This is a genomic window from Cognaticolwellia beringensis, from assembly GCF_002076895.1.
In the GTDB taxonomy this organism is placed as follows: Bacteria; Pseudomonadota; Gammaproteobacteria; order Enterobacterales; family Alteromonadaceae; genus Cognaticolwellia; species Cognaticolwellia beringensis.
In genome coordinates this window covers 1,313,465-1,338,006 of record NZ_CP020465.1, presented here as the reverse complement: position 1 = coordinate 1,338,006, position 24,542 = coordinate 1,313,465, and the positions used below count along the sequence as shown (strand labels likewise).

The window sequence follows — 24,542 nt, the reverse complement described above, 5'->3', positions numbered from 1 at the left end:
CATGAAAATTGCTACTATAGTTGTCGCTATCGCTGTTTTATTTATAGCGTCAACTATTTACACACAACAGAATAAAAAACTAGACACACACCTCGTCGAATTAACCGCACCATTTGTTTTTGGCCGTTTTAACTTGCCCGAAGATAATCCCTTAACCCAAGAATCAGTATTACTCGGCAGAAGGCTTTTTTATGACCCAATATTGTCTAGCAACAACAAAGTGTCTTGCGCGACCTGCCATAAGCAAGCATTGGCCTTTACTGACGGTTTAAAAACATCCGTAGGCGTGTCAGGAATCCCCCTTGATTTCAACTCCATGAGCTTAGTGAATTTAATGTGGGGACCCAAGCACTTTTTCTGGGATGGTCGTGCTTCATCGCTTGAAGAACAAGCAATTATTCCCATTACACACCATGATGAAATGGCGCGTAATATCGAAGCACTGATCGTTGATTTAAATAATGATGAGACCTACAAAAAGCTATTTAAACAAGCTTTTGGAAATATAAGTGCACAAAATATAGCGAAAGCGCTAGCAAGCTTTCAGCGAACATTGATTTCAGCTAATTCACGATACGACCAATATTTACGTGGCGAAATATCTCTTACCGCCATAGAAGAACAAGGTCGTAAGCTTTTTATGGCTCATCCTGATACTAAAGTGGTATTACGTGGGGGAAATTGCATTGATTGTCATAGCCAATTTCTCACCAGCGGCTTTGGCACTATGTTTGATGGCTTTAGCAATAATGGCTTAGATAATGATCAAACATTACAACCAGGTTTATTTACGTTAACACAGAATGAAGCGCACCGAGGCTTATTCAAAGCCCCCACATTACGCAATATAGCGGTTACATCTCCATATATGCATGATGGCCGTTTTGCTACTTTGCAAGAGGTTTTAGCGCATTACAATGGCGGCATTAAGCGCAGTAAAACGCTCAGCCCATTAATTATTGAAGCAGATAATATTCCGAAAACACAAAACGTTCATATTAGCTTAAACCTCAATGATAATGAAATAGCCGCCATCATTGCATTTTTACATACGTTAACTGATGAAGAGTTCTTAGCTAACCGTGCTTTTTCAGACCCTTTTATCGCCGAGAATAGTGATGACTAAATCTAACAACAGCAAAGTTAACAAGAGCAAAATTTTTATTAGTGTATTAATACTAGTACTTGTATTAGTGGTGATTTCAGTTTGGCTTCGCCCTTCTCCACAAGACTTAACTTTGCGCTTTCACCCCTTTGTTGGCAATAAACCTTTGGTGCTGAACACTCAAAGCTATAAAAATCCTGGTGGTAATGGTGAATTTTCAATCAGAGATTTTCAGTTATTCATTAGCAATATTCGTTTAAGCTTTCCGGGCAATAGCATTTCGGAACAAGAAAGCTATCACCTTATCCGGTTTGACGGGAATAAGGCTTTCCACCAAATGGTTATCCCCAAAATCGAGATTAGTAACCTTAACCAATTAACATTTGGTGTTGGCATAGATCCGAAAGCAAATGGCACACTAATGTTTTCTGGTGACTTAGATCCTAATAGTAGAATGGCTTGGAACTGGCAAGTAGGTTATAAGTTTTTGTTATTGGAAGGTACGTTAACAATAAATAATAACCCACTGCCATTGGTCTATCATATTGGTTTCGACGAGAGTTATACTGAATTAAATTTTGACATATCTGATGAAACTATTTCAAAAGATGGTGTTATTAACCTAAAAATAGATTTACTGCGTTTATTCCAAAACTCCGCACCTGAAAGGAGAAAGTTAGAAAAAACACTATTAACTATTAATCTTGAATATATTGATATGTCTGAAATGCCACATGTAAAATTTTATCCCGAAGATGTAAGAGTAATTGCCAAAGGCTTTCATAAATTCATTAGTCTTATGTAATTTCATTAAGTCGTTTAATGAAGTCGTTTAATTAAGTAATAAACGAGCATCATATTGATGCTAATCCTGATATAACATTGTTAAATTATTGCAATTAAAATTGGCAAACTTTAATACTATAAGTCCCTTCTTTATAAATTAAAATCCCTATCTATACTTATACTCGATGAATTTACACACCTTCTAAAACACTACAATTAATTTAGTTTATTTTGATTGTCATGTTTAAAGCTATATAAATATTTACATATAAGAAGGTTTTAATTAACAAAAAATTAACTACCACCACCAATAAATTAGTTTGTTTTAAAAAAATAAATTTCATAACAAATTGAATAAAAACAATAAAATAATTTAAACTTAAGATTTAGCATGTTTTTCGCACAAACTGGTTGACGACAAAAACCTTACGTGGGAATATGACCACGCGTTGAGCAATTGCCCTTTTTGGGTCTTATGCCAACCAAAGATAACAATGTAAAAGCAGTAGAATTATTAATAAAATATAAAATATTCATACTTTGCTCTTATTCATACTTTAGTTTGAATGAGGTATAAAAAAACTAACTCTGCCATTAGGCGGAAAGGGGAAATATACATGTCTAACTCAAAAACACACAAAGCTCTTAACAACAAATCAACATCGAAATTTGGTAAACTAGGTATGCTAGCTGCAGCGGTTATGGCAGCATCATCACCTGCATACGTGCAATCAGCTGAATTTCTAGACGGTCTTGCAGAAGTTAATTTTTTAGCATTGCAAAACTACCAATCAATTCAAGCGAAAGACGGTGCTTTCCGTCCTGCTGATGAAGAACAGTCTTCAGGATTTGGTCGTTTAAGAGTAAATTTACAACTTAAGTTTCACATTAACGAGCATATCGTGGCCGATGTCGACATTGCTGAAGAGCCAAATGACTTCGGTAACAACGGTGACCGAGATTTCGCCTTTCACCAAGATTTTGCAGGCATAGAATTTGAATTACTTGGCCTTAGTGGTCAAGCACGTGAAAACGCAAACCTAACATTGCGTTTAGGTAACATTGGTGCAGCTCCTTTCCAATTTAAAGGTTTTCAAGATGGCGCTGATAACCAAGGCAATGCATTAATTGGTAACGGCATCACTGACTATGCAACAGCAGAAAATGGCATGCAGTTAAGCTACAGCGAGTCTTATGATAGCGGCACTATTCGTGGCTACAATGTTGCAGGTCATATGACGACTTCAAGTTTTGGCGAAGCTTTCCAAGAAGATCGAGGCTTCAATTACCGCATCCAAGGTACGCTTGAATTTGAAGGCGGTTTTAAAGTAGGTTTAAATTATTTCCAAGCTAATCAAGGCGATCAATTACGCTTTGAAAACGGCGTAGCAAGTATGGCTGGTGTAACAACGACTAATTACCGTTTTGGTGATGGTGAGAACTACAACTTCTCTGCGGGTCCTTCAAGCGAACGTGATACACATGTTGGCGCAATGCCTGGTCTTGAACAATCTATTATTCAGTTAAACCTAGCATATCAACCTACCCCTGATACGAGTGTTATTTTAATGGTTGGTAAGTCAACTGATGATTACACCTTCGCAGATGCTGCAGGTAATGCAGTAGCAGGTGTTACATACTTCGGCGATAATGGTGTTGCTGATGCTAACGGAACAACCTTCGATTCAAATACCGTAATTAAAGGTGATACTTCTGTTGAGTACTATACTATTGAAGCACAGCACTACATTATTCCTAACAAATTCTATGTAGCAGCTCGTTACTCTGATGCTGAAAATACTTCAGATTTAATTGCACAAACTGATAACAATGTAGAGCGTATTCAAGTAGCCGCAGGTTACTGGTTCAATGACAAGACATTATTAAAGTTTGAATATGTTGATCAAGAAGAAGGTGTTAACTCAGGCGGTCAAATCGGTACTGGATTTGACGGTTTCACTTCAGAAATCTCTGTTAAATTTTAAGTTATAAGCCGGCTTCTGTCGGTTTATTACTTAGAGATGTAAAGCTGTTTGTTAGTTAAGTTATATTGCATTCGGCTTTACTTTTTCTAGACTAAAGTAAATTACAATTAAAAAAAACAGTCTCATTTAGTACCTTTAGGTGAGACATTAACTTTGAATACGGGGAATACCAGATGAAAAATAAATTATTAATGCTCGCTTGTGGCGTTATGACGATGAGCGCTGCTGTTGCAAGCGAAACCATCACCATAGCTACAGTTAACAATGGTGACATGATCACCATGAAAGAGCTGAGCAGTGATTTTACTGACAAAAATCCGAGTATTGAACTGAAGTGGGTAACACTAGAAGAAAATATTCTTCGCCAACGTGTGACAACTGATGTCGCTACGCGCGGTGGTCAATATGATGTTATGACCATAGGTACATATGAAGTACCAATTTGGGGAAAACAAGGTTGGTTAACAGAGCTTGATAAATTAGGCGCTAACTATGACAAAGCAGATTTACTACCGGCTATTAGCAGTGGTTTAACCTTTGATAATAAGCTATTTGCTGCACCATTTTATGGTGAAAGCTCTATGGTAATGTATCGCACTGACCTTATCGAAAAAGCAGGTCTTAAAATGCCTAAAAGCCCAACTTGGGATTTTATTCGCAAAGCAGCAAAAGCAATGACGGATAAAGAAGAAGGTATTTACGGTATCTGTTTACGTGGTAAAGCAGGTTGGGGTGAAAACATCGCACTTATTACCGCTATGTCTAACTCATTTGGTGCTCGCTGGTACGATGAAAACTGGAAACCACAGTTTGACTCGCAAGAATGGCATGACACATTACAATACTATGTCGATATTATGGAAGAATCAGGTCCTCCAGGCTCATCAGCTAACGGATTCAATGAAAACTTAGCGTTATTCCAAACGGGTAAATGTGGTATCTGGATTGATGCAACTGTTGCTGGCGCATTTGTTACCAACAAAGAAGATTCTCTAGTCGCTGATAAAGTAGGTTTTGCTTTAGCCCCTCATAATAACCTTGGAAAACGTGGTAACTGGTTATGGGCTTGGACTTTAGCCGTACCTGCAAGTAGTAAGAAGTCTGACGCGGCAATGAAATTCATTAGTTGGGCAACGTCTAAAGAATACACTGAATTAGTAGCAGACAAAAAAGGTTGGGTAAATGTTCCTCCAGGAACAAGAGCTTCACTTTATAAAAATCCTAAATATATGGCTGCAGCTCCTTTTGCACAAATTACTTTAGATTCAATTCAATCAGCAGACCCTAAAAATCCAACTGTAAAACCAGTACCTTATGTCGGTGTGCAGTTTGTTGCTATCCCTGAATTTCAAGGTATAGGAACAGCAGTCGGACAACAGTTCTCTGCCGCATTAACAGGAACAATGACAGTGAAAGAAGCGTTAGAAACTTCTCAACGCCTAGTTGAACGTGCAATGAAAAAAGCGCGTTATCCAAAATAGTTCATTTGTTATTGGTGGGTAAGCCGTAAGTGCTTACCCAATTATTTACTTTTAAAAGGTCTCTGTGATGGCGACAACAAACTCACGCACACTCGCTCGGATAATGTTATTTCCTTCAGTAGTTTTACTGTTGGCTTGGATGTTAGTGCCGTTATGCATGACATTGTACTTTTCGTTTTTAGATTACAATTTGCTTACGCCCGGAAACAATGAATTTATTGGTTTTTTAAACTATGAATTTTTCTTAACAGATCCGGCATTTATTACTTCATTTTTTAATACAATCTTACTTGTTGGTGGTGTTTTATTGATCACCCTAGGCGGCGGTATTGGTTTAGCTATATTGCTCGACCAGGCTATATGGGGACGTAACTATGTCCGTATTATGGTACTTGCGCCATTTTTCGTTATGCCGACTGTTTCGGCTCTCGTGTGGAAAAATATGTTGATGAACCCTGTTAATGGTTTATTCGCTCATTTTGCCGATTGGATTGGCGTTACCCCAATAGATTTCTTTGCTCAAATACCATTATTGTCAATTATTATCATTGTTTCATGGCAGTGGTTACCTTTTGCAGCGCTAATATTACTGACTTCAATTCAATCACTCGACCGTGAGCAACTTGAAGCAGCAGACTTAGATGGTGCTGGACCATTCAGTAAGTTCTATTACATCGTTATGCCTCATTTAGGGCGAGCAATTACCGCGGTAATTTTAATAGAAACTATATTCTTACTGTCTATTTTCGCTGAAATCCTAGTAACGACCAGCGGTGGACCAGGTTATGAGTCAACCAATATTACCTATCTAATTTACACACAATCATTACTACAGTTCGATGTAGGTGGTGGTTCAGCAGGTGGCATTGTTGCCGTTATTATCGCCAATATAGTTGCAATATTCTTAATGCGTCTAATTGGTAAGAACTTGGAGGATTAAGTGATGTCGATAAATAAGAGTCATAAATCAAAATTAATTTATACCTTTTTAGCTTGGACAATCAGTAGCTTAATATTTTTCCCAATATTATGGACCTTGATCACCAGCTTTAAAACAGAAGCTGAAGCTATATCTTCTAGCCCAAGTTTATTCATGTTTGATTGGACATTAGAGAATTATGAAGACGTGTTAGCACGATCTCCTTACTTTAATCATTTTTGGAATTCTATCGTGATTTCATTAGGTTCAAGTATTTTAGGCCTGTTAATTGCGGTGCCAGCGGCATGGTCAATGGCATTTGTCCAAACTAAGCGCACTAAAAATTTATTAATGTGGATGCTTTCAACCAAAATGTTGCCGCCAGTAGGTGTGCTTATTCCAATTTACTTGTTGTTCCGTAATTTTGGTTTACTCGATACTAAGATAGGTTTGGTTATTGTGATGACCTTGATCAACTTACCTATCATGGTGTGGATGCTATATACCTACTTTAGAGAGATCCCAAGTGAAGTGCTAGAAGCGTCAAGAATGGACGGCGCAACTATCGGCGAAGAAATATTATATGTTCTGTTACCGATAGCCTTACCAGGTATAGCTTCAACATTATTGTTAAATGTAATTTTAGCGTGGAATGAAGCCTTTTGGACCCTCATTCTAACCGCAGCTGATGCAGCGCCGCTAACCGCATTTATTGCCAGTTATTCAAGCCCAGAAGGCTTATTTTATGCCAAGTTGTCTGCAGCGTCAGCAATGGCCATTGTGCCGATTTTAATACTTGGTTGGTTTAGTCAAAAACAATTAGTGCGTGGATTAAGTTTCGGCGCAGTTAAATAGGAGATTTGAAAATGGGTAGTATTAATTTAAAGCAAGTAACTAAAGATTTCGGCGATGTAAGCGTAATTAAACCGATTGATCTAGAAATTAAAGACGGCGAGTTTATCGTATTTGTTGGTCCATCAGGTTGTGGTAAATCAACATTATTAAGAATGATTGCCGGCTTAGAAGACACCACAAGCGGCAACATAGAAATTGATGGCGAAGATGCCACCGCTACACCTCCAGCTAAAAGAGGTTTAGCTATGGTGTTTCAATCTTACGCTTTGTACCCACATATGTCGGTGCGCAACAATATCGCTTTTCCATTAAAGCGTGCAAAAGTTAGCAAAGAAGAAATTGAAAGCAAAATTGCCAATGTTGCAAAAATATTAAACTTGTCTGATTACCTAGAGCGTAAACCTGGGCAATTATCAGGTGGTCAACGCCAACGTGTAGCGATAGGTAGAGCAATTGTACGTCAACCTTCGGCATTTTTATTTGATGAGCCTTTATCTAATTTAGATGCGTCTTTACGCGTTAATATGCGTTTAGAAATTTCTGAGCTACATAAAACCTTAGCCACTACCATGATTTATGTAACGCACGATCAGGTAGAAGCAATGACAATGGCCGATCGAATTGCGGTATTTAATGCCGGGATAATCGAGCAAGTTGGTAGCCCTCTTGAACTATATAATACCCCAGTAAATAAATTCGTCGCTGGCTTTATCGGTTCACCAAAAATGAACTTTGTTGATGTCGATCCAATCGCTGGTGATCCAACCTCTTGCTTAGGCATAAGACCAGAGCATATAGAAATATCAACCGAAGAAGGCATGTGGGCTGGTAAAGTAGGTGTCATTGAACACCTTGGCTCTGAAACTTTTTTACATGTGCATGTTGAAGGCAGTGGCACCTTTACCGTTAAAGCCGGTGGAGATTGTCCTTTTGTTTATGGCGACCGAATTTTTCTAAGTGCCGTGGACAACAAGATGCTTCATTTTGATGCTCAAGGTGTCACTTTGCCACAACAACACGCTAGCGTTGTTGCAATTTAGCCTGTTGGAAATTAAGAGCAAATACCTATGTCTATTAAACTAAACAATAAAACCCTTGATACGCTGCCAAGTCAGGTTAAAAAACCTAACTACAGCAGAGAATCTTTATCGCCCGGTATCATTCATATCGGTGTGGGTAATTTTCATCGTGCGCATCAAGCGATGTACATGCACAAATTATTTAACGCTGGAATTGCTCACGACTGGGCCATTCGTGGTGCGGGCATCAAGTCATACGATGCAGCAATGCGCGATAAACTAAAGCAACAAGACTGGTTAACAACCGTTGTTGAATTAGATGATAAAAATCTTACCGCTCAGGTGACTGCAGCGATGACCGATTTTATTGAAAATGACGCTGCCACGCTAATTACTGCGCTCAGTGAAAGTGAAATTAGAATCGTATCTTTAACCATTACTGAAGGTGGTTACTTTATGGATGACAAAACAGGTGCTTTTAACCTTGCTCATCCAGAAATTCAAGCCGATATTGCTAATATCGACTCACCTTCTACGGTATTTGGTTTAATTATTGCGGCACTTAAATTTCGCCGCGCGCAAAACATAAAACCTTTCACGGTGATGTCTTGTGACAATATTCCGCATAATGGCAATGTTACGCAACGTGTTGTCGCTGAAATGGCCAATGCAATTGACCCTGAGTTAGCAAATTGGATCAGCAAAAATGTTACCTTTCCTAATTCAATGGTTGACTGCATTACGCCAGCGACATCAGTGCAAGAACGTGAACGATTAACAACTTTGTTTGGCATAGAAGACCAAGCGCCAGTTTTCTGTGAACCTTTCAGACAATGGGTATTAGAAGACAATTTTGTTAATGGTCGCCCTCCTTTAGAGGAAGTTGGTGTAGAGTTTGTTGAAGATGTCGCACCATTTGAATTAATGAAATTGCGCATTCTCAATGGCGGTCACGCTGCTATAGCCTACCCTGCATCGCTGTTAAATATTGCTTTTGTCCATGATGTAATGGCCGATCCTATGATCAGTCAATACCTTAAAAAGCTGGTGAGCGAAGAAGTTATTCCGACCCTTGCACCGGTACCTGGCGTTAGCTTTGACGAGTATTTTTCGATAATCGAATCAAGATTCGCTAATCCTGAAGTACGCGATACTGTGCCTAGACTTTGCCAAGATGCGTCAAACCGTTTACCTAAATTTATTTTGCCAATTATAGCCGCGAACATAGCAAGTAATAGGGACTGTAAAGGACTCGCACTTGTGGTGGCTTTATGGTGCCGACTTTGTTTTGAAGGGGGTAATGATGAAAGTGATTTTACGCTTGATGATCCGCAGTCAGCAAGATTAATATCTCAAGCAACTTTAGCTAAAGAAAACCCGTCAGTATTTTTACAAATGAATGATATATTTGGAAATCTAAGTAATGACGAAAACTTTACTAAAAACTTTACCTTTTGGTTGGAAATGCTTTGGGATATCGGTACTCTTGCTACCCTAGAGCGATATTTAAAATAATAATACAATAGGAAAAACAAAGATGACTGAATCTAAGGCTTTATCCAGACATAACTCCATAAATTTGGTCATCTTTGATTGCGATGGTGTATTAGTAGATAGCGAAATATTAAGCCAACGCGTACTCCTTAGTATGCTTGCAGAAATCGGTGTTGTGGTATCAGAAGATTATTTTCTGATCAACTTCTTAGGCTATAATTTTGAGCATGTTACCGCTAAAGTTTTCGCCGACTTTGCTGTTAAGTTAACGAGCGAATTCCGCCAGCGCTATCGAGCAGCATTAATAGATGTATTTGCCTCGGAGTTACAACAAACTGAGCATCTTGACCGAATATTATCCCAACTTAATGTCAATAGCTGTGTTGCTACGAGCGGCAGTCCTGAAAAAGTAAAACATTCGTTGCACTATACCAAGCTTGAACAGTATTTTGACGGCCGAGTATTTACCTCCTCTGAGGTAAAAAATGGCAAACCAGCACCAGATTTGTTTTTACATTCTGCTAAAAAAATGGGCGTTGAACCTCATAATTGCTTAGTGATAGAAGATTCTAACGCGGGCATCCGTGCTGCTCAGGCGGCCAATATGCATGTAATCCGGTATATTGGGGCTAGTCACCTGAAAAATAAAGATATTACTACTCAAATACTCGATGATGTTAGTACAATAGGACATTGGAACCAGTTATTTGAACTAGTTCCTTCGCTTAGTTCATCAGTTAATAACGAGAGGTAAACCGTGTTAAAACGATCTAATGCAGAAATAAGAAAGTTAGACGATGCAGCTAAAGCAGGTTGGCTTTATTATGTTGCCGGCAATACGCAAGAAGAAATAGCTAAAAAACTCAATGTTTCTCGTCAATCAGCACAACGCATGGTTGCCTTATCGGTGAGCGAAGGCTTAATTAAAGTCCGGCTAGAACATCCAATCGCTAAGTGTATGGACTTACAATTAAAAGTTAAAAATCGCTTTGGCTTACAATCTTGTATTGTTGTGCCAAGTGATGAAAATGAGCCAACATCTACTTTAGGACTTGCTCAAGCGGGTGCTAAAGAGATAGAGCTTCATTTAAAATCAGCAGAGCCGAAAGTAATAGCGATGGGCACAGGTCGAGTTTTAAGGGCTTGCGTCGAGGAATTGGCTTTATTGAACTGTGAGCAACACCAGATAGTTGCCTTACTAGGTAACATGGCTTCAGATGGCTCGGCCTCGTCATACGATGTTGTTATGCGCATGGCTGAACATATTAATGCTAAACATTACCCTATGCCATTACCTGTTCTGCCTAGTAGTAAGGAAGAAAAAGAGCAGTTGCATGCGCAACGTTATATCGCCAATAACTTAAAGTTAGCAGCACAAGCCGATGTGACTTTTGTCGGTGTTGGTAATTTAGCGATTAATTCACCGCTTCATATCGATGGTTTTGTCACCCCTAAAGAGCTCAAAGAATTACAGACCAAAGGCGCTGTAGGTGAGTTAATTAGTTGGGTTTTAGATATCAATGGCAACTTAATTGACTGCGCCGTTAACCAACGAGTCGCCAGTACTCCGCTAAAAGTAAACTCTGATAAAGCGGTATATGCCATTGCTGCCGGTGAAGAAAAAGTATTCGCCATACTTGGCGCCCTCAGATCGAAATTAATCAATGGTTTAATCACCAATGAATACACAGCTGAGCGTATATTAAGTATAGATTAAACTCAGTTGCATTTTTTAGCACTGAGCGAGCTAACAATTAAAGTGTTTTTAACGCACTAAGAACCGGTAGAGTAAGGAATTAAAATGACATTTAAAGTAGCTGTTTTCGGTGAAGCTCTTTTTGACATGATCGAGCAGGAAAATGGCGATTATCGTCCATTTATTGGTGGATCACCTTATAACGTAGCAAGAAGCTTTTCTAAGCAAGGGCTCGAATGTAGTTACTTATCACCTATTTCGAATGATCTATTCGGCGATAAAATCTACCAGTCAGCTGTTGACGAAGGTATTAAGATACCGGCTAATAACCGGTCTTTTCAAACCACCTCATTAGCATTAGTTTATAAAAATTCACAAGGTAACCCAGAGTATAGGCTATATCGTAAGTCAGTTGCTGACCTAGATATTAGCGCACAGACGCTTTTAGATATGTTGCCGAAAGATTTAGATCTTTTTCATACCGGTTCTTTAACACTAGTACCAGAAATGGTCGAGGTATTAATTCCGGTGATGACAGAGCTTAAATCTAGAGGCGTAAAAATTAGTATCGATGTCAATGTTCGTAAAGGCGTTGAAATTAATCACGCTAAATATATTGCCACCATTGCACAATTAATTACCTATGCAGATATCGTAAAAGTGAGTGACGAAGACTTACTATTGCAAGATTTGATTGGTGATCCTCAAGAGCTTGCAACCGCGATGCTTGAGAACATGACTAATGGAATGGTCGTATTAACATTAGGTGAAAACGGCGCTCATTTTATTACCGAAAACATTAATATTCAGCAAGATGTATTTAAAGCGGTTCCGATGGGTGATACTGTGGGTGCGGGCGATACTTTCTTTTCAGCAATGCTGGCTCAACTACTTCGTGATAATGCGCTAACACCTTCAGCTAAGAAAGCAGACTTAGCTTATGCCTTAAAATTTGGCTCTTTAGCGGCTTCTATCAACGTATCAAAAATTGGTTGTCAACCACCGACCCATGAAGAAGTGTTAAGTCAATTAGCTGGCCCTGCGAGTGTTTAAATTACTAGCACTAACATTGAATAAACAGCATTGAACTGTTTATTCAAATAGTCATTTTGGCTAACTAATCTACTTGTTGAAACAAACATAAATTTTATTATTAAGGCTTATTAAACATGTTAACTAATTCACTGGCATGGCAAAACTTACAAATTCATTATTTAGACAGTAAAACAATACACTTACAATCTTTGTTTCGAATTGACCCTGAACGCTTTGATAAATTCACCATATCAGCATCAGGGCTAACTTTAGATTACTCAAAAAATCATTTAGTACCTGAAACAAAAAAATTGCTGGTTGATTTAGCACAGCAATGTGGTGTTAAAGACAAAATAGAGCAAATGTTTTCAGGTGCGCCAATTAACACCACTGAAAACCGCCCCGTTCTACATACCGCCCTGCGTAATTTTTCTGATGAGCCTGTCTATGTAGATGGCGAAAATATTATGCCATTGGTCAAAAGCACTTTAGAGAAAATCAAAGTATTTGTGAATGACGTTTCGTCAGGTGTTACAAAAGGTTATAGCGGCAAGGCTTTTACAGATATTGTCGCTATTGGCATTGGGGGCTCATTTTTAGGGCCTAAAATAATGTCTGAAGCCTTAAAGCCTTACCGTCAAAAACACTTGAATGTACATTACGTTGCCAATGTTGATGGTTGTCATATCCATGATGTGTTGTCAGGTTTAGATCCTGAAACTACTTTAGTGATCACCTCATCAAAAACATTAACCACGCAAGAAACCCTTAGAAACACCGAGTCGGCTAAAGAATGGTTCTTAAATCAAGCCGAAGTTGCAGACATTCAACATAACTTTGCCTGTGTTTCGAGTAATATTGAAGCGGCTAAAAGCTTTGGTATCAGTGAAAAAAATATATTTCCAATGTGGGATTGGGTCGGTGGTCGTTACTCTATTTGGTCTGCAATTGGTTTACCGCTTGCCATTGGTATTGGCTATGATAATTACTTAGCGTTTTTAAATGGCGCTTTTGAAATGGACGAACATTTTAGACAAGCACCATTTGAAGAAAATATGCCGGTAATTATGGCATTGCTTGGCGTTTGGTATAGAAACTTCCATGGTGCTCAGTCGCAAGTATTGTTGCCCTATTATCATTATTTACGTGGTTTACCCGCTTACATACAGCAACTTGATATGGAAAGTAACGGTAAATCGGTGAATTTAGATAACCAAGAAACTAACTATGATACTGGCCCTATTATTTGGGGTAGTGAAGGTACCAATGGACAACATTCATTTCATCAGTTAATCCATCAAAGTAAAACCCCAATACCTGTCGACTTTATTCTACCGCTTAACCCGCATGTTGATATTTCAGATCATCATGACATGTTAATTGCGAACTGTTTAGGTCAAAGCCAAGCGTTAATGGAAGGTCAATCTCAAAAACAAGTGATTGCCGCCATGACCAAAGCAAAATGTAGTACCGATGAAATAAGTTATTTGTCATCTCATAAAGTCATGAAAGGCAATAAACCCAGTAACACTTTATTAATGCCTAAATTAACGCCTAAGGCTTTAGGTAGCCTTATTGCACTCTATGAGCATAAAGTATTTGTGCAAGGCGTAATCTGGCAAATAAACTCGTTTGACCAATGGGGTGTAGAATTAGGTAAAGCACTCGGTAATGAAATATTCAATAAGCTTACTAATATTGAAATGCCTTTAGATATGGACGGTTCAACCAAAGGCTTGATTGACATATGCCGAAAAAGACGCACTATAAGTTAAAGAGATAAGAAAAAATTTAAAACTTTAGTCCCTGTAGCTAATTATTTTACAGGGGCTAATTTTACTTTTCGTACACGATAAAATATCCACTAATACAGTTAATCGTTAATCTATAATTGAGTCCATTCAAAATAAAAGTAGCATTACCTGGTAGGTCGGCATTTATGCCGTCAAGGGCGAGGTAACGAAAAAGACATGCCAGTTGTAAGGAGTTAAATCCCCCCAAGAAATACCGAGATTGCCATTACACTATTTTTGCTTGCTGATACAATCTATGACTAATCGCCATCTGACAGTTCTTGTTCACTTTACTCATCATCAAACAATCCCTTTGACTCTCCAGTGCCGCCAATATCAACACGAATACAAGCGTAGCCATGCTTTGCGGTTGCGGGCATGGTCAGTTCATCGCGCACAATCGTGCCATCATTTTTACGATAAGGTAAGTACTCTAATATAGCCGGTACTGGCTGTTGTTCGGCATTCGTTGGCATCCAAGCGCGGTAGGCTAGTCTAATGCCGTTCGGTAATTGCATAAAATCATGGTGAATTTCGGTCAGTAACATATCTTGAGCGCCTTATAAAGTCCTTGGAGATAAAAGCGACGTTAATCGATTTTTGAAAATTTAGCTATGGGCTGCTTTGTCTCTGCAAGCCCATATTATACCCATCCGTATACTATTAACGATTATTTTAGCGGTGTTGCATGCGCTGCCGATCTAAAAACAGTATTCATCAGCATAACATTTAAACCATCTAAATAAGCTCTTGTGGTTGGCTCTTGGGTAAAAGCGATAACCATGCCACGGCCCATTGGTTGATGAATAAGATAAGGTTTATAAGCTAATTGTTTTTTATTTTCTGCCCATAAATACCCACTGGCCAAAACGTTTTCAGCATCGCTAAACCATGCCAAATTTTTACCTGACGCTAACTTTATTGGCGTGTAAATATCGTTGCCATAAGCAATAGCCGTTAGATTTTTATGCACCCCGGCGGTTAACCAGTGTTCTTGATCGACTTCAATATTTGCCAATACTCCAGCAACAAAGTCTGGGCTCTCTTTGGCATTCTCGCTGGCTGAAACTAATTCACTTTTATTGGCGAATAGTTGCCCATCCACCATGGATTCACCTTCAGGCTCTTCTGCTGTTTTTGATTTATCGTCTTCTTTGCCTTTAAACGCACGTTCTCTTTTTACATCGAGCAAGGCAATATCATGCTCGGCTGCAAATTGCGTAGCACGACCTAGCGTGATCAATACCCCACCACGTTTTACCCATTGCTTAATATTATCAGCGCCACTGATGCCCAACAGTTCTTTATAGTCGCCAGAAGGTAAAATAAGCACTTGGTAATTTGATAAGTCCGCACTTTTGAGGGTAAGCGTGCGTATTGCGGTAACAGGGTAATTAAACTGACGTTCAATAACAAAACGCGTGTTACCAGCACTTAGCGAGCTAACAGGGTTATCCCATGCCATAGCTATTTTCGGCGCAGTCATCGTCACGGTATGGCTACTGCCAAAACTTGGCCCTTGAGTCACCCAACTCGAATTAACCCCTTGAACTTGTGCGCCTGTATTTTTGGCTATTTCGATAATTTTAGCCGCTAAGTCATCATTATTACTGCGCTTTTCTATGATGAGTGTACCCGCAGTAAACTGTTGATTATCTTCTAGCGTAAACGCTTTATCGGCACTTTTAAGCGTAATATTTTGTTGCAGTGCAGCCGTTAAAAATCGACCTGCCGCCATATCACCCCAAGGGACTAAATAGGCAACAGTAGCATCAGGATTAATGACCTTGCCAACAAGTTTGTCATTGCTTTCAACTAAATGACTAGCGACTTTTACCGCTTTTGAACAGGCGTCAACATCAACATCGAACATTAACGGCAATGACCAACCCGTGACATCATAGATTTCATCATCCAATTTTCTAGCACGACGGCGCTCTTGCTCTTTAACAAAGGCTGATGACATATCAACTTGCTGGGTAAAGGTTGTTTTAACAAAGCGTCCTTTAGGCTGGGCAGTATCGATAAAATAGGCCCCCGCTTGATAGCTTTTACCACACTGTTTAAAGTCGCGGTCTGCTTGTTTAACTTCAACACCGTGTTGTGCCATTAATATTGCAAGGCGATGACTGCCTGCGACATTGCGCTTATTGGGTAATATATAAACCCGCTCTTTGTTGTTTTTACCGACTTTAATCGCACTTGTTTGATAATTGTAATAGTCATTAAGTAATTTATTATGATTGTCGGCTACGCCTTCAGCGGTAGAAATTGATGCGACAAAATGTCGTTGAACGGTATCTCTATAAGTTAACATTTCACCCGTTTTTTTCTTAAAAATCTCCCCTCTTGAAGAAGAAACTTCATAGGTTGACGCAGACGCACCATAGAATATCGGCCAACTATCACCATAGCCCGGATAAAAAGCATCGAAAACTTCACGGGTAAAATAATCAAAACCGTGGCGGTCAAAATGTTTGCCATGATTTTTGCCAATCGCGGTCATATTATCAATTTGGGTTTTGGTCATATGCGGATTAAAAGGTTGTGCCGCAGGCGAAAAGTAGTAACTGCTGTCACCGCCCATTTCATGTAAATCAATCACCACTAGAGGACGATAATGATTCATTGCACGAATACGACCAGCGGTTTCAGGTTGTGTTATCGCTAACCAATCTCTATTCATATCAAACAGGTAGTGATTAGAACGACCACTTGGCCAGGGCTCATTATGCTCGGCGCTTAATCTATCATCACTGTGTTGCATGCCAACAGTAGCGTAATAACGACTGGTAAATCGGCTACGGCCATCAGGGTTTTGCAAAGGGTCAATAAAAACAAGCGTATTTTTTAAGATTTTTTGGTTGGTTGTTTCATTCGGTGCGGCGAGTAAATGATATGCCGTCATCATTGCCGCATCGGTACTACTAATTTCATTGCCATGCACGCCATAACCTAACCAGACAGAAGATGGCAGTTGGTCAATTAACGCTTTAGCCGCACTTTTATCGGTGATGCGTGGATCAGACAGTTTTTGCATTTTATCGGCAAAGCCATCAAGGTTTGCGATGACATCACGGTTACCAATGGCTGCATATATAAGCTTACGACCTTCCCAGGTGCGCCCGTATTCAAAGAGTCTAATCTGCTTTGGCGCCGCGCGCTCTAGTGCTTCAAAGTAACGTAGCATGTCACCATAGTTAGTGATTCTTTCTCCAACATCGTAACCGAGCACAGCTTTAAAAGTAGGAATTGAAGGGGAATACTCACTGCCAGGCCACATTTGCTCTGTACTATTGGCTGATAGCGAAAATAAGTAAACAAAGCTGATAATTAGTGAAGACAGTAAATGGGCGTATTTTTTTAGCATATTATTTCTCGGTCATGAGCCCTGAATTAGCATCAGGGTTTTAGTGAATATAGCAATGGGTATTATACCAATCTCATTTATTATCTGATCATACATACTGGTTAAAACGGCCAACTAATGCGTTATTTATTTAATAATTAGAACAACTAGTTATTAAAATAAATGACTTGTATTTGGCCATTTTTCCTACGTATAAAATGGATCACCTAATTATTGAAATTGGTATTACTTCACTAAAATACTACGACAAAAACTGTCTAAGTACTCAATTTATCGATGAAATTTATAATATATCAGTTGAACGCCCTACCTTTTACAATGACGTGTTGCCCAATCTGTATGTTTTATCTTAAGTTTAATGATTATTTTAATGACTATATAAGTGTTTAATATAATCATGTGCGACGTCACGCCATAAATATCGTGACTTTAACGCATTGTCAGAGATTGTTGCCCATTCTGTTGGACTATGCTGTTTAAGTGCTAAGACTGAATGGAAACAACTGAGCATATTTTCGGCTTGCTGCTGAGGGGTGTCACCATTAAACGTAAAGCCGTTTACGTTATGGGTTATTGTGTCACTTAAGCCACCAACACTATGCGCTAAACAAGGCTGTCCTGCTCGCATTGCTAACATTTGGCTAATACCACAAGGTTCAAATGAACTTGGCATTAAAAATAAATCGCCAGAGTTATACATGTTAATCGATAGCGCTTCTGAATAGCCTTTGAGAAAAATAAAATTACTATTATTTACCGCTATTTTAGCTAGAAACTCTTCTAATTTTTTGTCACCACTACCTAATAAGATAAAAACGCCATCATCAGCTAATATCGTTAATAAGTGCTCTAAGGCGGTTTTACCATTGGACATTACTTCTTGAAAAAGGCGAACTTTTTGATCGGTAATACGCCCAACTGAAGTTAATACTAAGGGTTGTTTTTTATGCTTTATATTTGCAATTTGTTCTAAACGGGTTGCTGCAATTAAGTGTGCTTGATCAACTAAAGGCTTATCTCCTAGCCATTTAATCACTTCTTTTGCGCACAACTTTAATAATGCTTTTAGTTTAAGAGGTGCAACGGCACTGTCAGGGTACTCACAACCATTCAATATACCATGCAGTCTGCCTGTTTCAGCGGCATAACGTAAATCATGCTCTAAACCTTCACCACCAAAGTGCCCTTCTTCAATATTGCTAGGCAGTAATATTTCTTTTGCATAAGTAGGAGAAACCGCATGCACTTTATCTGACAGCGTAATACCGGCACGCATAGGGTTATAGCAATCATGATAACGAGGATCGTTAATTTTACTATAATCGAACGCTAAATACGGAAACCAAGCCTTTAACGATGATTCATCACCATCGAAAGGTCTAATACCTTGCAATGCAATATTATGAATGGTGAAAACGGTTTTAATCGTTTTTAGTTGCTGGTATTCAGGATCAAAGGCACGTAGTACTGACACCATAGCGGTATGCCAGTCATGTAAATGCAATACGTCTATTTTACCAAAAACATCGCTAATTACTGCTTTAGCAACAGCAGCACTAAATAATGCAAACTTACTGGCATCAGACGCAAAAGGTCGATTGCTTGGGTCATCACAGTAAATCTTTCCTTCTCCGCCTATGGCAAATAAAGGATGCTCAATTACCCACTGAGTGACATTTTTAGAGGAGTTTTCTGCAGATGGTTTCAACGCTACTTTAAAAATATCAATTTTTTCTTGTTGTCCGCCAAACGTCACCTCTAATGAAGTAACGTGCTGAGCCCCTTCTAATTTAGAAAAACTTCCATACCCAGGTATAACCACATCGACTTCTTGGTCAATTTTCCCCAAAGCAATTGGAATATCTCGTACAACATCACCAATACCACCTACTTTTCCGCGCGGTAATGCATCATTTTCAGCGGCAGCCATTAATATTTTCATTTTATACCTATCTTATATCTTAACTATTCGATACTTATCTTAAGGGTTAACTTGTAGAGTCAACTATAAAAACTTACCTATTATGTGATCACATCAGGCTTTGTTCTGCCGGTAAATTGTTTAATGCCCGCGACAGATTCTGCCACTTGTATTAATTCACCAAGCGCTTGTTGTGTTTCTTGCTCTAACAAAGCGGGGTCTTTCTGATAACAGTCTAAATAAACTCTTAACGTTGCGCCTTGGGTACCTGTACCTGAAAGTCTAAATACAATGCGTCCGCCGTTTTCTAGATAAATGCGAACACCTTGCGCGGTCGTTTTACTATTATCAACAGGATCTATATATTGAAAATCATCTGCTGATGTTACTTTAACTCCCGCAAACTCTTGGCCAGATAAGGTAGCAATTTTAGCTTTTAATTGATTGATCATTTCATGCGCATTAGCACTGTCTACGGCTTCATAATCATGGCGAGTGAAATAGTCTCGGCCATATTGCATCCAGTGGTTTCTCACAATTTCACTGACCGGTTGTTTTTTGACAGCAATTAAATTCAGCCAAAACAACACCGCCCATAAACCATCTTTTTCTCTAATATGGTCTGAGCCAGTACCGAAGCTTTCTTCGCCACATAAGGTTATCTTACCTGCATCTAATAAATTACCGAAAAATTTCCAACCTGTTGGTGTTTCAAAGCAGGGTATGTTCAACGCTTCGGCCACACGATCAACCGCTCGACTTGTTGGCATTGAACGCGCAACACCGGCAATGCCTTTTGCGTAAGCAGGTATTAAATTAGCGTTGGCGGTTAATATCGCTAAACTGTCGCAAGGGTTAATATAAAACGCTTTACCAAGCACCATATTTCGATCGCCATCGCCATCTGAAGCCGCGCCAAAATCAAAGCCATCTTCACCATAAACTAAATCAACTAACTCATGCGCATGCACTAAGTTAGGATCAGGATGCCCGCCACCAAAATCGGTTAATGGCACGCCATTAATAACAGCGCCGGCAGGTGCACCTAAGCGTTTTTCAAGAATTTCTTTTGCATAAGGCCCATTAACCGCATGCATGGCGTCAAAACATAAACGAAAGTCACCTTTAGCAAGCAATGACTTCATGGCAGAAAAATCAAACATCGACTCCATTAAATCAGCATAATCACTAACGGGATCAATAATATCGATTTGGCATTGCTCAATTTGTAAAGTAGCTAATTGATCTAATTCAATATCGTCGGCGTCAATACTCAGGTATTGCTCCATCGATAAGGTTTGTTGGAATATTGCATCGGTTAACTTTTCTGGTGCTGGTCCGCCATTTTCACCGTTGAATTTAATACCAAAGTCTTCATCTGGACCACCAGGGTTATGACTAGCTGATAAAATAATACCACCACAGGCTTGATTCTTTCTGATCACACAAGAGGCTGCAGGTGTCGACAAAATACCGCCCTGACCCACCAAAATATGTGAAAAACCATTGGCAACCGCCATACGAATAATCACTTGTATCGCTTCACGGTTATAAAATCTACCATCACCACCGACAACCAATTTTTTGCCTTTACAAGGCGCGATGGTATTAAACACAGCTTGGACAAAGTTTTCTAAATAACCGGGCTGTTGGAATTGCTTAACTTTTTTTCTAAGGCCTGAAGTACCGGGCTTTTGATCTGTAAATGCTTGAGTCTTTACGTGCTTAGCTTTTTTCACATGTTCAGTTGTCATAACTTACCCTTAAAAATAATGTATTTATGCGCTTAAATAACGTGTAGTTCCTGTGTAGGTTGGACTTTAGTCCATCAGCTTTAATCCCAATTTAATCCCAATTTAACGGATGACTGTATTAATTGCGCGCTAAAAAATAAAACCACTGCAAGTTGTATTCAATTTATTGAATTAATCGCCTGCTATGCGTTTGACGGACTGAAGTCCGACCTACAAAACACCTGCCAACTCTGTTTTATCGCCCGTAAGCACTTGTAGGTTGGACTTTAGTCCATCAGGTTTAATCCCGGTTTAGTTCCGGTTTAGTCCCGGTTTAACGGATGACTGTATTAATTACGCGCTAAAAAATAAAACCCGCTGAAAGCATTATTCAATCCATCGAATTAATCGCCTGCTAAGCGTTTGACGGACTGAAGTCCGACCTACAAAACACCTGCCAACTCTGTTTTATCGCCCGTAAGCACTTGTAGGTTGGACTTTAGTCCATCAGGTTTAATCCCGATTTAATCCCGATTTAATCCCGATTTAACGGATGACTGTATTAATAACGCGCTAAAAAATAAAAACCACTGCAAGCATTATTCAAGCCATCGCATTAATTGTCTGCTATGCGTTTGACGGACTGAAGTCCGACCTACAAAACACCTGCCAACACTGTTTTACCGCTCGTAAGCACTTGTAGGTTGGACTTTAGTCCATCAGCTTAATCCTGATTTATTCGTTATCTGTATTAATAGCTAGCGCGCTAAAAAATAAAACCCGCTGCAAGCTTTATTCAATCCATCGCATTAATTGTCTGCTATTCGTTTGACGGACTGAAGTCCGACCTACAAAACACCTGCTAACTCTGTTTTATCGCTCGTAAGCACTTGTAGGTTGGACTTTAGTCCATCAGCTTTAATCCCAATTTAATCCCGATTTAATGGATGACTTTATTAATTGCGCGTTAAAAAATAAAACCCGCTGCAAGCATTATTCAAACTATCGCATTAATTGTCTGCTAAGCGTTTGACGGACTGAAGTTTGACCTACAAAAAACTTGCCCAATACGCTTCGAATTAATCGTTTTGCTGTAATTCAAAAATCATGGTCGCAAGCGGAGGTACTGACAAGGAAACTTTATTCGCTTGTCCAGCGTAAGCCTCATTCACTGAGTTTACACCGCCACTATTACCAACATTACTGCCACCATAAATACTGCTGTCTGTATTTAAACATTCTCGATAAAAACCCGGTTGCGGAACACCGACAGAAAAGTTTTCGTAACTTGTTGGCGTAAGGTTAACAACAACTAACGCCGGTGCTGTGCCTGCTTGACCTTTTCGCAAATAAACCAAAATAGATTGCGCACTGTTTTGAGAGTCTAACCACTCAAAACCACTGCCATCACAATCAAGTTCATGTAATGCAGGAATATTTCGATACGTATGATTTAGATCTTTTATCAGTGTTTGCATGCCTTTATGGCTGTCATGTTCAAGTAAATGCCAATCTAAGCTTTGGTCATGATTCCACTCAGCACGTTGAGCAAACTCACAGCCCATAAACAGTAATTTTTTACCGGGATGAGTCCACATAAAACCGTAATAAGCGCGTAAGTTAGCAAATTTTTGCCAATCATCGCCGGGCATTTTATTCAGTAATGAACCTTTACCATGCACAACTTCATCGTGACTTATAGGTAAAACAAAGTTTTCACTAAAGGAGTAAACTAAGCCGAAGGTCATTTCACTATGATGATGTTGGCGATAAATAGGATCACGTTCCATATATTTTAACGTGTCATTCATCCAACCCATGTTCCATTTAAAACCAAAGCCTAAACCTCCGCCGTCAACGGGTTTAGATACACCAGGCCAAGCGGTTGATTCTTCAGCAATCATCATAACGCCGGGATGTTTTGCATAAGATCGTGTATTGACCTTTTGTAATACATCAATCGCTTCTAAGTTTTCTCTGCCACCATGAACATTAGGTAGCCACTCTCCAGCTTCGCGGCTGTAATCTAAATACAACATAGAAGCAACGGCATCAACACGTAAACCATCGATGTGGTATTGATCTAGCCAGTAAATAGCATTGCTGAGCAAATAACTTTGTACTTCTGAGCGTCCGTAGTTATAGATAAGGGTTTTCCAATCTGGGTGGAAACCTTTACGTAGATCTTCATGTTCATACAGACATGAACCGTCGAACTTACCCGTACCATGTTCATCAGTTGGAAAATGCCCAGGCACCCAATCAAGCAGTAAACCAATGCCTGCACTATGACAACAATCGACAAAATATTTAAAGTCTTCCGCACTACCAAAACGGGCAGTAGGCGCAAAAAGTCCAATAGGCTGATAACCCCAAGAACCGTCAAAAGGGTACTCGCTTACTGGCATAAGTTGAAGATGAGTAAACCCCATTTCAACAACATAGGGCACTAATTGTTCAGCTAATTCACGGTAAGTTAAATAACTTGGTGAATGTGAATTGTCCGCACGATTATCTGCGTTTCTTTTCCAAGAGCCTAAATGCACTTCGTAAATAGAAACCGCGCCATGATAATGATTTGAAGATGAGTCGCGTTCACTCATCCATTTAGCATCTTGCCACTGGTATGCACTATTTTGAATAACTTTAGAGGCTGTTTCTGGGGCGAGTTGCATAGAAAATGTATATGGATCAGCTTTTAATGGCTGAATTTGTTCATGTTTATCAGAAATTTCATATTTATAACTAGCATCAGCTGAAACATTAGGCAGGAAAATTTCCCAAACGCCTGAGCCAGGGTGTTTTCGCATTACATGATGCCGACCATCCCAAAAATTAAAGTCTCCTACAACAGAAACACGAGAAGCATCAGGCGCCCATACAACAAAATGTGTCCCTTTGACATTATCTACGGCTTTTTCATGAGAGCCCATCCATTGATAGGTTTGTTCATGAGTTCCCTCACAGAAAAGATAGAGATCTTCACTTTTTAGTAAAGAAGGATAACGGTAAGGATCATCAACAATGACAGTTTCATTTTTATATACAACACGTAAGCGGTAGTCAAAAACGTTCCGTTTTCGGCCTAGTTTACCTTCGAATAATCCAGCTTGATTGACTTGGCTAAGTTCAGCAACCAAAGCATTAGTTTTCGTTTCAATCACCTCAACACTTAACGCTTCAGGTAAAAAGGCTCTAACAATCAAACCGCCTGCCGTTGGATGTTTATGTATGCCTAAAACAGAAAAAATATCTCTATGCTTTACATTAACTATTGCTGAAACTTCTTCGTTATCTAACAAGCTTTTTGCTAGGTTTTTCATTGCGTTTTCCTAGTATACCGTTAACTT

Annotated in this window: 17 protein-coding genes; 12 read left to right on the top strand and 5 right to left on the bottom strand. The window is 39.3% G+C overall.

The window, feature by feature from the left end; all coding sequences use genetic code 11:
- Position 1 precedes the first annotated feature (1 nt).
- The 12 genes from B5D82_RS05605 to pgi all read left to right on the top strand — a co-directional run bounded on the left by B5D82_RS05605 (position 2) and on the right by pgi (position 14,150).
- Complete coding sequence (locus B5D82_RS05605) at positions 2–1,126, top strand: cytochrome-c peroxidase (RefSeq protein ID WP_081149855.1); 1,125 nt, start codon at positions 2–4, stop codon at positions 1,124–1,126.
- Positions 1,119–1,910 (top strand): MbnP family protein, encoded by a 792-nt coding sequence (locus B5D82_RS05600; RefSeq protein WP_081149853.1) that lies wholly within the window; start codon positions 1,119–1,121, stop codon positions 1,908–1,910. Before B5D82_RS05605 ends, B5D82_RS05600 begins: the two co-directional genes overlap by 8 nt.
- A gap of 598 nt (positions 1,911–2,508) precedes the next feature.
- On the top strand, positions 2,509–3,876 hold the full coding sequence (locus B5D82_RS05595) for a hypothetical protein (protein ID WP_081149852.1): 1,368 nt from the start codon (positions 2,509–2,511) through the stop codon (positions 3,874–3,876).
- 173 nt (positions 3,877–4,049) lie between these two features.
- Entirely contained in the window at positions 4,050–5,357 is a 1,308-nt protein-coding gene (locus tag B5D82_RS05590; RefSeq protein ID WP_081149850.1) for an ABC transporter substrate-binding protein, read from the top strand.
- Between the two features lie 67 nt (positions 5,358–5,424).
- Positions 5,425–6,297 (top strand): carbohydrate ABC transporter permease, encoded by an 873-nt coding sequence (locus B5D82_RS05585; protein ID WP_081149848.1) that lies wholly within the window; start codon positions 5,425–5,427, stop codon positions 6,295–6,297.
- A gap of 3 nt (positions 6,298–6,300) precedes the next feature.
- Positions 6,301–7,131, top strand: a complete 831-nt coding sequence (locus tag B5D82_RS05580) for a carbohydrate ABC transporter permease (RefSeq protein ID WP_081149847.1) — start codon at positions 6,301–6,303, stop codon at positions 7,129–7,131.
- Positions 7,132–7,142: 11 nt separating this feature from the next.
- A complete protein-coding gene (locus B5D82_RS05575) occupies positions 7,143–8,171 on the top strand; it encodes an ABC transporter ATP-binding protein (RefSeq protein WP_081149845.1) in 1,029 nt (342 codons plus the stop codon).
- Positions 8,172–8,198: 27 nt separating this feature from the next.
- Entirely contained in the window at positions 8,199–9,665 is a 1,467-nt protein-coding gene (locus B5D82_RS05570) for a mannitol dehydrogenase family protein (RefSeq protein WP_081149844.1), read from the top strand.
- 22 nt (positions 9,666–9,687) lie between these two features.
- The gene (locus B5D82_RS05565) at positions 9,688–10,398 is read left to right on the top strand and encodes an HAD family hydrolase (RefSeq protein ID WP_081149842.1); all 711 of its coding nucleotides are present in this window, start codon (positions 9,688–9,690) and stop codon (positions 10,396–10,398) included.
- A gap of 3 nt (positions 10,399–10,401) precedes the next feature.
- A complete protein-coding gene (locus B5D82_RS05560) occupies positions 10,402–11,361 on the top strand; it encodes a sugar-binding transcriptional regulator (RefSeq protein WP_081149841.1) in 960 nt (319 codons plus the stop codon).
- A gap of 84 nt (positions 11,362–11,445) precedes the next feature.
- Complete coding sequence (locus B5D82_RS05555) at positions 11,446–12,393, top strand: carbohydrate kinase family protein (protein WP_081149839.1); 948 nt, start codon at positions 11,446–11,448, stop codon at positions 12,391–12,393.
- A 116-nt stretch (positions 12,394–12,509) separates the two neighbouring features.
- Complete coding sequence (gene pgi, locus B5D82_RS05550; RefSeq protein ID WP_081149838.1) at positions 12,510–14,150, top strand: glucose-6-phosphate isomerase; 1,641 nt, start codon at positions 12,510–12,512, stop codon at positions 14,148–14,150.
- A 308-nt stretch (positions 14,151–14,458) separates the two neighbouring features.
- On the opposite strand, the gene B5D82_RS20050 is transcribed toward pgi, so the two are convergent.
- The 5 genes from B5D82_RS20050 to glgB form a co-directional block, all read right to left on the bottom strand.
- The gene (locus B5D82_RS20050) at positions 14,459–14,716 is read right to left on the bottom strand and encodes a CocE/NonD family hydrolase (protein ID WP_216629020.1); all 258 of its coding nucleotides are present in this window, start codon (positions 14,714–14,716) and stop codon (positions 14,459–14,461) included.
- A gap of 122 nt (positions 14,717–14,838) precedes the next feature.
- Positions 14,839–17,538 (bottom strand): M14 family metallopeptidase, encoded by a 2,700-nt coding sequence (locus tag B5D82_RS05540; protein WP_081149836.1) that lies wholly within the window; start codon positions 17,536–17,538, stop codon positions 14,839–14,841.
- A 367-nt stretch (positions 17,539–17,905) separates the two neighbouring features.
- A complete protein-coding gene (locus B5D82_RS05535) occupies positions 17,906–19,480 on the bottom strand; it encodes a glycogen synthase (RefSeq protein ID WP_081149835.1) in 1,575 nt (524 codons plus the stop codon).
- Between the two features lie 80 nt (positions 19,481–19,560).
- Entirely contained in the window at positions 19,561–21,213 is a 1,653-nt protein-coding gene (locus B5D82_RS05530) for an alpha-D-glucose phosphate-specific phosphoglucomutase (protein ID WP_081149833.1), read from the bottom strand.
- Positions 21,214–22,271: 1,058 nt separating this feature from the next.
- Positions 22,272–24,515 (bottom strand): 1,4-alpha-glucan branching protein GlgB, encoded by a 2,244-nt coding sequence (gene glgB, locus B5D82_RS05525; RefSeq protein ID WP_081149831.1) that lies wholly within the window; start codon positions 24,513–24,515, stop codon positions 22,272–22,274.
- Positions 24,516–24,542: the final 27 nt, after the last annotated feature.